The organism is Mesorhizobium sp. ES1-4 (assembly GCF_020164745.1).
Lineage (GTDB): Bacteria > Pseudomonadota > Alphaproteobacteria > Rhizobiales > Rhizobiaceae > Mesorhizobium.
The window spans coordinates 1-11142 of the sequence record NZ_JAIUGV010000016.1; the positions used below are offsets into that span (position 1 = coordinate 1).

4 protein-coding genes and 2 pseudogenes are annotated in these 11142 nt (G+C 65.9%); 1 reads left to right on the forward strand and 5 read right to left on the reverse strand.

The window, feature by feature from the left end; genetic code table 11:
• The first annotated feature begins 3642 nt into the window (after nt 1-3642).
• Nucleotides 3643-3993 (forward strand): hypothetical protein, encoded by a 351-nt coding sequence (locus LB556_RS31895; RefSeq protein ID WP_224570399.1) that lies wholly within the window; start codon nt 3643-3645, stop codon nt 3991-3993.
• A gap of 134 nt (nt 3994-4127) precedes the next feature.
• Here LB556_RS31895 and LB556_RS31900 read toward each other — a convergent pair.
• The 5 genes and pseudogenes from LB556_RS31900 to LB556_RS25130 all read right to left on the reverse strand — a co-directional run.
• A pseudogene (locus LB556_RS31900) lies at nt 4128-4562 on the reverse strand (DUF4347 domain-containing protein); the annotation flags it as partial.
• Between the two features lie 89 nt (nt 4563-4651).
• On the reverse strand, nt 4652-5572 hold the full coding sequence (locus tag LB556_RS25115) for a DUF4347 domain-containing protein (protein WP_224570289.1): 921 nt from the start codon (nt 5570-5572) through the stop codon (nt 4652-4654).
• A gap of 563 nt (nt 5573-6135) precedes the next feature.
• A complete protein-coding gene (locus tag LB556_RS31905) occupies nt 6136-6354 on the reverse strand; it encodes a hypothetical protein (protein ID WP_224570400.1) in 219 nt (72 codons plus the stop codon).
• Nucleotides 6355-9138: 2784 nt separating this feature from the next.
• A pseudogene (locus LB556_RS31910) lies at nt 9139-9636 on the reverse strand (DUF4347 domain-containing protein); the annotation flags it as partial.
• A 90-nt stretch (nt 9637-9726) separates the two neighbouring features.
• Nucleotides 9727-10041, reverse strand: coding sequence for a hypothetical protein (locus tag LB556_RS25130; protein ID WP_224570290.1), 315 nt, complete (start codon nt 10039-10041; stop codon nt 9727-9729).
• Between the last annotated feature and the right edge of the window lie 1101 nt (nt 10042-11142).

Sequence of the window (11142 nt, forward strand, 5' to 3'; positions counted from 1 at the left end):
GCCCCGGTTGCTCCGGTCGAGCCTGTGGCGCCCGTATCACCGGTCGCGCCTGTAGCTCCGGTGGCTCCAGTCGAACCTGTAGCTCCGGTTGCGCCGGTCGCACCTGTAGCTCCAGTTGCACCGGTCGAGCCTGTGGCGCCCGTATCGCCGGTTGCGCCGGTGGCTCCAGTCGAGCCCGTATCGCCAGTCGCACCTGTGGCTCCGGTCGCGCCAGTCGCACCAGTCGCTCCGGTCGCTCCGGTCGCACCAGTCGAACCTGTATCGCCTGTGGCGCCGGTTGCTCCAGTGGAACCTGTATCGCCGGTTGCGCCGGTGGCTCCGGTCGCGCCGGTCGAGCCGGTCGCGCCTGTATCACCAGTCGCGCCTGTGGCCCCGGTTGCTCCGGTCGAGCCTGTGGCGCCCGTATCACCGGTCGCGCCTGTAGCTCCGGTGGCTCCAGTCGAACCCGTGGCGCCGGTATCACCTGTTGCGCCGGTCGAGCCTGTGGCGCCGGTGGCGCCCGTATCACCGGTCGAACCTGTCGCTCCGGTCGAACCCGTGGCGCCTGTATCGCCGGTTGCTCCGGTCGAGCCTGTGGCACCTGTATCGCCGGTCGCACCTGTGGCGCCAGTTGCTCCGGTCGAGCCTGTCGCACCTGTATCGCCGGTCGCGCCTGTGGCTCCGGTCGCGCCAGTCGAACCTGTGGCGCCCGTATTACCAGTCGCACCTGTGGCTCCGGTTGCTCCAGTCGAGCCCGTGGCGCCTGTATCGCCAGTCGCACCCGTGGCTCCAGTTGCGCCGGTCGAACCTGTAGCGCCTGTATCGCCAGTCGCTCCAGTCGAACCTGTGGCGCCCGTGTCGCCGGTCGCACCCGTGGCTCCGGTTGCACCAGTCGAGCCCGTAGCGCCTGTATCGCCGGTCGCGCCTGTGGCTCCGGTCGCGCCTGTATCACCAGTCGCGCCTGTGGCTCCGGTTGCTCCGGTCGAACCCGTGGCACCGGTATTACCGGTCGCACCTGTGGCTCCGGTTGCTCCAGTCGAGCCTGTGGCGCCGGTATCGCCGGTCGCACCTGTGGCGCCGGTAGCTCCAGTTGAGCCCGTGGCTCCAGTCGAACCAGTGGCGCCTGTATCGCCGGTCGCGCCTGTCGAGCCGGTCGCGCCGGTAGAACCTGTTGCACCCGTATCGCCGGTCGCACCTGTGGCTCCGGTTGCTCCAGTCGAACCTGTGGCACCCGTGTCGCCGGTGGCGCCCGTGGCTCCGGTTGCTCCAGTCGAACCTGTTGCACCCGTATCGCCGGTGGCACCTGTGGCTCCAGTTGCTCCAGTCGAACCTGTGGCGCCCGTGTCGCCAGTCGCACCTGTGGCACCCGTGTCGCCGGTCGCGCCCGTGGCTCCGGTTGCTCCAGTCGAACCTGTTGCACCCGTATCGCCGGTCGCGCCTGTATCACCGGTTGCGCCAGTCGAACCTGTAGCGCCGGTCGCACCTGTGGCGCCGGTTGCTCCGGTCGAGCCTGTTGCTCCAGTCGAGCCCGTGGCGCCTGTATCGCCAGTCGCGCCTGTGGCTCCGGTTGCTCCGGTCGAGCCCGTGGCGCCTGTATCGCCAGTCGCGCCTGTGGCTCCGGTTGCTCCGGTCGGGCCCGTGGCGCCTGTATCGCCAGTCGCGCCTGTGGCCCCGGTTGCTCCGGTCGCGCCTGTGGCTCCAGTTGCTCCGGTCGCACCTGTGGCGCCCGTATCACCGGTTGCACCCGTGGCTCCGGTTGCACCAGTCGAACCTGTTGCGCCTGTATCGCCAGTCGCGCCTGTGGCTCCGGTCGAACCCGTGGCACCCGTATCGCCAGTCGCGCCGGTGTCTCCAGTCGCACCTGTCGAGCCCGTCGCACCTGTATCACCGGTCGCACCTGTGGCTCCAGTTGCCCCGGTCGAGCCCGTGGCGCCGGTATCGCCGGTCGCACCTGTGGCTCCGGTTGCGCCCGTCGAACCTGTAGCGCCGGTATCGCCGGTTGCTCCGGTCGAGCCTGTGGCACCTGTATCGCCGGTCGCACCAGTCGCGCCTGTGGCGCCTGTATCGCCGGTCGCACCTGTGGCTCCGGTTGCACCGGTAGAGCCCGTCGCGCCCGTATCGCCAGTCGCACCCGTGGCACCAGTAGATCCGGTCGCGCCAGTCGCTCCGGTCGCGCCGGTATCGCCAGTGGCCCCGGTAGAGCCCGTCGCGCCTGTAGCTCCGGTCGCGCCTGTGGCTCCGGTTGCACCGGTAGAGCCCGTCGCGCCCGCATCGCCGGTCGCACCTGTGGCTCCGGTTGCACCGGTAGAGCCCGTCGCGCCCGTATCGCCAGTCGCACCCGTGGCTCCGGTTGCACCGGTAGATCCGGTCGCACCGGTGGCTCCAGTCGAGCCTGTCGCGCCTGTATCGCCGGTTGCACCTGTGGCTCCGGTTGCCCCGATCGAACCCGTGGCGCCCGTTGCACCTGTGGCTCCAGTCGCACCAGTCGAGCCTGTGGCACCCGTATCACCGGTCGCGCCTGTGGCGCCGGTTGCACCTGTGGCCCCAGTTGCCCCGGTCGAGCCCGTCGCGCCCGTATCGCCGGTCGCACCTGTGGCTCCAGTTGCTCCAGTCGAACCTGTGGCGCCGGTATCGCCGGTCGCGCCTGTGGCTCCGGTTGCTCCGGTCGAGCCTGTGGCGCCCGTATCGCCAGTCGCACCTGTGGCTCCGGTGGCTCCAGTCGAACCTGTTGCACCCGTATCGCCGGTCGCGCCTGTATCACCGGTTGCGCCAGTCGAACCTGTAGCGCCGGTCGCACCTGTGGCGCCGGTTGCTCCGGTCGAGCCTGTTGCTCCAGTCGAGCCCGTGGCGCCTGTATCGCCAGTCGCGCCTGTGGCTCCGGTTGCTCCGGTCGGGCCCGTGGCGCCTGTATCGCCAGTCGCGCCTGTGGCCCCGGTTGCTCCGGTCGCGCCTGTGGCTCCAGTTGCTCCGGTCGCACCTGTGGCGCCCGTATCACCGGTTGCACCCGTGGCTCCGGTTGCACCAGTCGAACCTGTTGCGCCTGTATCGCCAGTCGCGCCTGTGGCTCCGGTCGAACCCGTGGCACCCGTATCGCCAGTCGCGCCCGTTGCGCCTGTGGCTCCAGTCGAACCTGTGGCGCCCGTATCACCGGTCGCGCCAGTCGAACCGGTGGCGCCCGTATCGCCAGTCGCGCCTGTGGCCCCGGTTGCTCCGATCGCACCCGTGGCTCCGGTCGCGCCAGTCGAACCGGTGGCGCCCGTATCGCCAGCCGCGCCTGTGGCCCCGGTTGCTCCGGTTGAGCCCGTGGCGCCCGTCGCACCTGTGGCACCCGTCGAGCCGGTGGCTCCAGTCGAACCCGTGGCGCCGGTCGCGCCCGTAGCGCCGGTTGAACCTGTGGCCCCCGTCAAACCGGTCGCTCCAGTCGAACCCGTGGCGCCGGTTGAACCTGTGGCCCCCGTCAAACCGGTCGCTCCAGTCGAACCCGTAGCGCCGGTCGAACCCGTGGCGCCGGTTGAACCTGTGGCCCCCGTCAAACCGGTCGCTCCAGTCGAACCCGTAGCGCCGGTCGCGCCCGTGGCGCCGGTTGCACCTGTTGAGCCGGTAGCCCCGGTCGAACCCGTAGCGCCACTCGAACCGATAGCACCAGTTGCTCCGGTGGCTCCGGTGGCTCCGGTAGAACCCGTAGCGCCGGTATTACCAGTGGGGCCAATATTTGTTCCAGCAGATGAAGTGTTTACCGCAAAGACACCGTTGCTGTTAACGGCGTCCGCACCAGCAATCGTAACTGTACCAATTCCAGAAGCCGGAACCGTAAAGTTGCCCGCCGGAACTTGGTCAAAATCACGATTATTTGAGTTGTTAGCAGAACTTGGAACGAGCGCGGTAATCGTATATGTTGTCGACACTCCAGTCGACGGAACATTTATTATTAACGAAACTGTGTTGAAGGGGGAAATGGCCTCAGACGGAAGAGAGAAACTGGCAACAATAGCGCCGGCAGAATTGGTTACATAGTATTCGACAGCAAAGACACTGCCTGCAACATTCGCGGCTGAATCAAGCGTCCCGTTAAGGGTAACTTCCACGCTCAAGATGCCAGAATAGCTCGCCATCCCTGTCGCCGTCAGCGGTGCCGCTTGCCCGCCCGCCAGATCCCATCGCCCGCCCAGGGCGGTCGCGCCGACCAAGGCACTGGCGGCGCCGACATAGACCCCGGTAGCGTCCTCGAGGGCCTCGACAAACGCCTCACCTGCCGCGCCGAGTCCCGTCTCGCAACTCCACACCCGCAGGTCACCGTCCTCTGCCAGGGCCCGACCTATCTCGGTCAGGTCGCCGGCGTCGTGCGCCAGCGTGTCGATCGACCAGGCGCCCGCGCTGAAATGCACCCGCCCCGGCGAGCCGTGGGCGATGATGTGCACCGCCTCGAGCTCCGATCGCCCCTCCAGCGCCTCGGCGATCTGGCGCGAGGCCGGCCGATGGTCGTCCAGCACGATCGCTTCGACCCGCGGCCGCAGATTGCCGAGGATCGTCCCGAGGTCGGGCGCGGATGGGTCGACGAAGAGAATTTCGGAGATGCGGGCCATGGCGAGGTCTCTCTTGGCTCGAATTCAGCTCACGGAAAAAGCCGGCTTGGCCGGCTGGACGGATGAAGAGATGGCGGGAAGAAGCGCGGTCATCTTGACGACGGCCCCATGGCTCCGGCCGGCTTGGCTGGCGCGGCCACGGTGAGAATTGTCGAAGGCAGGAAGGCACCGCCGTCGTCGAACGTGCCGATCGCAAGCGCGGCCGTGGCGTTCGGCACCTTGACCGCCATGGAGACAGGCGTTGGCTGCGGCATCGCATTGGGCAGCACGACCTGGCCGACGATGGACTTCTGGTCGGTGTCGACGATGTAGTAGGTGACCGGCCCGGCCATATTGCCGACCGGCAAGGTGCCGGTGACCATCACCTCGGCGATTAGAATTCCCGCGTAGAGTCCCATTCCAACCTCCGTCAGCGGCGGCCGCGCCGCGGCCTTGCTTGTCCGCACGTTCAGTTCCCATCGCCCGCCCAGCGCAGGCGAACCGACCAGGTCGGCGGCGGCCGCCACCGGCGCTCCCGCCGCGCGCGACAGCGCGTCGACAAAATCCGTTCCGGCGGCACCGCCGCCGGCGTTGCAGCTCCACAGAAGCAGCTCGCCAATTCCGCCCAGGGCTCGTCCGATGGCGGCGAGGTCGAGCTCGTCGTCGTGCAGCGTCCCGGCCGACCACTCGCCCGCCGAAAAGCAGACCCGCCCAGGCGCACCGTGGGCGATGACGTGCACCGCGTCGAAGCCGTCGCGGCCTTCGAGCGCCAGCGCCATCTGGCGCGCGGCCGGGCGCGTGGCGTCGAGCACGATCGCCTCGGCCCGTGGCCTCAGGTTCGCGAGGATCGTGCCGAGATCGGATACCGAGGGATCGACAAAAAGGATTTCGGAAGCGCGGGCCCGGGGCGCATCGGTCGGCGCATCCGGGCGATCGGTTGCAGCGCCCGGCAGCGGCCGGCGCCCATCTGGCCGCGGGAATGCACCAACGCCCCCACGGGGCACGCGCGACAACACTTGATTCACAGCCACCCCACTCCTGACACCCATGCCGCCGATGTTTCGACGGCAAACTCGCGAGTGAACTCCGGAATGGGAAACCGTCTGCCTTCCGCCGAAGCATAGGCATGGACGCGACATGTCACGGTGCGCCCTGTAGACGCCCCTTCTTCATGCGCGAAATTGCCTTGCTACCCGATCCCTGTCCAACCCATCTGCACAGACCTTGCGGTCACCGACCGTACGATCCGCAGGCATCCGCCATACCCGTACATTAGTAAATTCGAAAATTAGCGATTTGTAAACTATTAAGTAGGGAATTGGTAAATTGCCGAGAACGAGGCAGCACGCCTCGATCAATACTGAGGCGTCGGGCCAGCGCAAATCGTTCCTGAAAATAGACTTGCCGGCTTCCTTTCAGTTGCTGTCAATCCGGCGAATATTCCCAGGCTGATGACCATGATCGGCGACCCAGGCGCCGCAGCTGCGCTGCGAGCCGACAAGGAAGAATGATCGGCGCGCGGGTTCCGCTTTACAGCGAAGCCCGCGCGCCCGTTCTCAAGCTGGACCAGTCACCGTCCAGATCCGTTCGCCGCTCACTCGTGCGGCTTCAAGAGATCCTTCATCGACGTCTTGACGGTGTGGTCGTTGCTGGCGTAGCCGGCGCCATGCTTGGTCTGGTCCGAGGTGAGGTCGGTGCTCGCCCCGGAAGGCTTGTTCTGGCCGTTGCCAGATCCGCTGATCGTCTTGAGGACATTCAACAGGTCTGCCGTCACCGACGTCGCGGCAAGCCCGATCAGGTGGCCGAACGACACATTGCCGCCGGAACCGCCGCTGCCGTCAGCCGAGCCGGATTGCAGGAATTGCGTTGTGTCCTTGAGCCCGAGCGTGGTGGACGTGACGCTGGCGTTGTGACCGCCGTTTCCGTTGCCGGAGTTGCCCTGTCCCTGATGCCCACTGTTGTCGGCATTGTTGTGGTCCCCGGAATTGCCGGGCGCGGGCTGTTCTCCGTTGCCGTGGCCGTTATTGGCATGACTGCCGGTGTCACCACCACCCGAACCGGTCGGGCCAGTCGACCCTGTCGGACCAGGCGAGCCGGTCGCTCCGGTCGAGCCGGTGGCGCCGGTCGAGCCTGTTGCTCCAGTCGAACCTGTGGCTCCGGTTGAGCCAGTCGCTCCAGCAGCTCCGGTCGAGCCTGTTGCTCCGGTCGCCCCGGTAGCTCCGGTCGAGCCTGTTGCTCCGGTCGCCCCGGTAGCTCCAGTCGCACCTGTGGCCCCGGTTGCTCCGGTCGAGCCTGTTGCACCGGTTGAACCGGTAGCACCTGTCGAGCCGGTTGCTCCAGTCGAACCTGTGGCTCCGGTTGCACCGGTCGCTCCAGTTGCACCCGTGGCTCCAGTCGAACCAGTTGCGCCGGTCGCCCCGGTCGCCCCGGTAGCTCCAGTCGCACCTGTGGCCCCGGTTGCTCCGGTCGAGCCTGTTGCACCCGTCGAGCCCGTCGCTCCGGTCGAACCTGTTGCTCCGGTCGAGCCTGTCGCTCCGGTCGCCCCGGTAGCTCCAGTCGCACCTGTGGCCCCGGTTGAACCCGTAGCACCTGTTGAGCCAGTTGCGCCGGTCGCTCCAGTCGAACCTGTGGCTCCGGTTGCACCGGTCGCTCCAGTTGCTCCAGTCGCCCCGGTAGCTCCAGTTGCACCTGTGGCCCCGGTTGCTCCGGTTGCTCCGGTTGAGCCAGTTGCTCCGGTTGAACCGGTAGCACCTGTCGAGCCGGTTGCTCCAGTCGAACCTGTGGCACCCGTAGCTCCGGTTGCACCGGTCGCTCCAGTTGCACCCGTGGCTCCAGTCGAACCAGTTGCGCCGGTCGCCCCGGTAGCTCCAGTCGAGCCTGTTGCTCCGGTCGCCCCGGTGGCTCCAGTCGCACCGGTTGCGCCGGTCGAGCCAGTGGCTCCAGTCGCACCGGTTGCGCCGGTCGAGCCAGTGGCGCCGGTCGAGCCGGTTGCTCCGGTTGAGCCAGTCGCGCCGGTCGAGCCGGTTGCTCCGGTTGAGCCAGTCGCTCCAGTCGAACCTGTGGCACCCGTCGCCCCGGTAGCTCCAGTTGCACCAGTTGCTCCAGTCGAGCCGGTTGCCCCGGTCGAGCCTGTTGCTCCGGTCGAGCCTGTTGAACCGGTCGAACCGGTTGCTCCGGTCGAGCCGGTCGCTCCGGTCGAGCCCGTCGCTCCGGTAGCTCCAGTCGCACCTGTGGCCCCGGTTGCTCCGGTCGAGCCTGTTGCACCCGTCGAGCCTGTGGCTCCGGTCGAACCTGTGGCTCCGGTTGAGCCAGTTGCTCCAGTCGAACCTGTGGCACCCGTGGCTCCAGTCGAGCCCGTTGCTCCGGTCGAACCAGTTGCGCCGGTCGAGCCGGTTGCTCCGGTTGAGCCAGTTGCTCCGGTTGAGCCAGTCGCTCCAGTCGCTCCAGTCGAACCTGTGGCACCCGTGGCTCCGGTTGCACCGGTCGCTCCAGTTGCTCCAGTCGAGCCCGTGGCTCCGGTCGCCCCGGTAGCTCCAGTCGCACCTGTGGCCCCAGTTGCTCCGGTCGAGCCGTTTGCTCCGGTCGAGCCCGTCGCCCCGGTCGAACCTGTTGCTCCGGTCGAGCCTGTTGCCCCGGTATTGCCGGTTGCGCCTGTGGCGCCGGTTGCGCCGGTCGAGCCTGTGGCACCCGTGGTTCCGGTTGCACCAGTTGCTCCGGTTGAACCCGTAGCACCTGTCGAGCCTGTTGCCCCGGTCGAACCGGTTGCTCCGGTCGAGCCTGTTGCCCCGGTCGCACCGGTCGCGCCAGTAGAGCCGGTTGCACCGCTCGCTCCGGTCGCACCGGTCGAACCTGTGGCGCCGGACGAACCTGTGGCACCCGTATCGCCGGTCGCACCTGTGGCTCCGGTCGCGCCAGTCGAGCCAGTTGCGCCGGTCGAGCCTGTGGCACCCGTGGCTCCGGTTGCACCAGTTGAACCCGTAGCACCTGTCGAGCCTGTTGCTCCGGTTGAGCCGGTTGCCCCGGTCGCCCCGGTCGCGCCAGTCGCGCCGGTTGCACCGCTCGCTCCGGTCGCGCCGGTCGAACCCGTGGCCCCGGTCGAGCCAGTCGCACCCGTTGCGCCGGTCGAGCCTGTTGCGCCGGTAGCACCCGTGGCTCCGGTCGGGCCTGCGGGGCCTGTTGCACCCACCGTGCCAGCACTCGCGACAGTTAGGGTGCCATTAGCAAAGTGATTGCCATCATTGCCCGGCCCGAATTCGTTGATAGGCGTGGTGACGAAAGAATAACTCGGCGGGTCGGTCAGTTGGAGGCCCGAAGTAAGGGGGTCGGCGTCGACAGGAGTAAGTGTACCGTACAGGGCAAAGCCACTATCGTAAATTAAATAGGTATGAGTAACGTCTGGAATTGTAATAGTTGCTGAAAAAGTTGGAACTCTTCCGTTGCTTCCAGATGGAAGGTTAAAGCTACCGACGACTGTGTCGTCGGTATTAATGGTCGTACCATTTGTATCGACGAGGTAGTACGTGTTAATATTGTTTCCGTTACCAGTAGCTATAAGTCCAGCAAGTGTCAGATCACCCGATGTTGCAAGCACGCCGGTGTAACTTGCCACACCATGCGAAGTCAGCGGCGGCAAAGGCGCGGAGGCTCTAGCCTGTGTGGATAATTCCCAGGTGCCGCCCAAAGCCGCTGCGCCGACCAGCGATCTCGATGCGAAGACGTCTGCGCGGACGGCCGCTTCCAATGCCGCTACGAAAGCCTCGCCAACATTCCCCGCCGCTGTCTCGCAGCTCCACAGCCGCAGCTCGCCGTGCGCCGCAATCGCCCTGCCGATTGCGGCAAGATCCTCAGCCTCTTCCTCCAATGTGGCGGGTGACCAGCCTCCTGCGGCGAATTGGACCCGCCCCGGCGCGCCATGCGCCATGATGTGCACCGCGTCGAGCCCTTCATGCCCCGCGAGCGCCGTGGCGATCTGCCGCGCCGCCGGCCGGCGGCTATCGAGCACGACAGGCCGGACTTCGGGCCTAAGATTGCCGATAACAGTCTCGATGTCGGAGATCGAAGGATCGATAAAGAGAATTTCAGAGGCGCGGGCCATGACTGGCTCCTGTTGGCTTCGAATTCTGTTCAAGCGGAAACCGCCCACCGGCTTGGCCGGCGAGCAGTCAGGAGAGGGAGATTGGCGCGGTCATCTTCCGGACGGCCCGACAGCACCGTCGGGACTTTCGACAGCGGGGCTCTCTACGCGGAGGAAGCTGCAGGCCTGGAAATTCCCGCCATCGTCAAACGTGCCAATCGCAAGTGAGCCGGCTGCGGCCGGAACCTTGACGGTGACAGCGACGGCGAGGCTTCGCTTGGCGGCCTTGGGTAGAATGACCTGACCGACGATAGCGCTCTTGGCGGTGTCCAGAATGAAATACGTAACATTTTCGGTGGTGTCGCCGATGGGCAAAACACCCCTAACGGCAACTTCCATGACCGCAAACCCTGCTATGTAGCTCATCTTGATCCTCCTTGGTCAGCGGCAGCTGTGCCGCGCAGAATTTCGATTTAATGCCGAACGCCCGCTGCCCGACGAGGGCAACGGTATCGGCCGTTCAAATTGCGTGGGACCGCGCATCGATGAAGTTCGTTCCGGCCCGCCGGCGCCCGCCGCGCGCGAAAAGGCACTCGGCGTCGGGGATGATCGCCTCGACCTCGGGCGTCAGGTTTCTGAAAAATTGTGCAGAGATCGAGCAAGGGCTCGGAAGCGCGAGGCCGAGGCGCCCCCGTCAGGCCGACCGCGCGATGGACGCAGGAGCCTAGCCGCGGTTTGCCGCGGAGTCCCCCCTGACGGGGGCCTGCGCGATCCTTGCGATACGAACGCGATATTACTCGGTTCACAACCCACTCCGCTACCGTAACGCCGACGCCCCGGTGACAACTCTCAAGGGAATGGGAGACCGTCCGCCCCAAATTTGGGGCATAGACACGACATATCGTTGGCGCGCCCCGCGGACGAACCTTACAATCTGCGAACGGCCCTGATACTCCAGACCCTCTAGCTGAACTCCCCGAGAGAGAACTTCGCAGAAATTCGGGCATACCGCCGTGCAATCTGCGGGCGCCCCTCAACACCGTATTTTAGTAAATTATAAAATTAGGAACTTGTAAACCATTAATTAAGCAAATTCTAATTTAGAAGCGGGCAGGGCGACAGGGTGGGGCCAATGCCCGCGGATCGGATGGAAAAATATTCCCGTAAAATCATTAGCTTACGACATCGGCCCAAATCTTGCCAACCTAGACCATTGGTTTTGGTCAGGTTGATTGTCATGCTGCCTCGCAGGCGATGGTGCTTGCTGGGAATGCCAGCTAGGCCGGGGCACCCCGTGCTTTCGCATGCTGGCAAGGTGTCCGCAGACTTGGCTGTCCCCGCTTGACGACAGCCAACAAATGGCGGCGAAGTATACAGGCAAACGCTTGGGCTAGACTAAGGAGTGATGCCGGCAGTTGCAGTTCGGACGGTCCTTTGACGATGTCAGTTGCCGCGTATGCTGGCGCGCGACGCCTGAATGCTAACCACGATGGATAAGGTTAAGCGCGGTTTCCGGAGGACGGCCCT

Excerpts from the sequence above, each read along its gene's own strand:
- LB556_RS25130 (WP_224570290.1), bottom strand. The coding sequence starts at position 10,041 with ATGAGCTACATAGCAGGGTTTGCGGTCATGGAAGTTGCCGTTAGGGGT.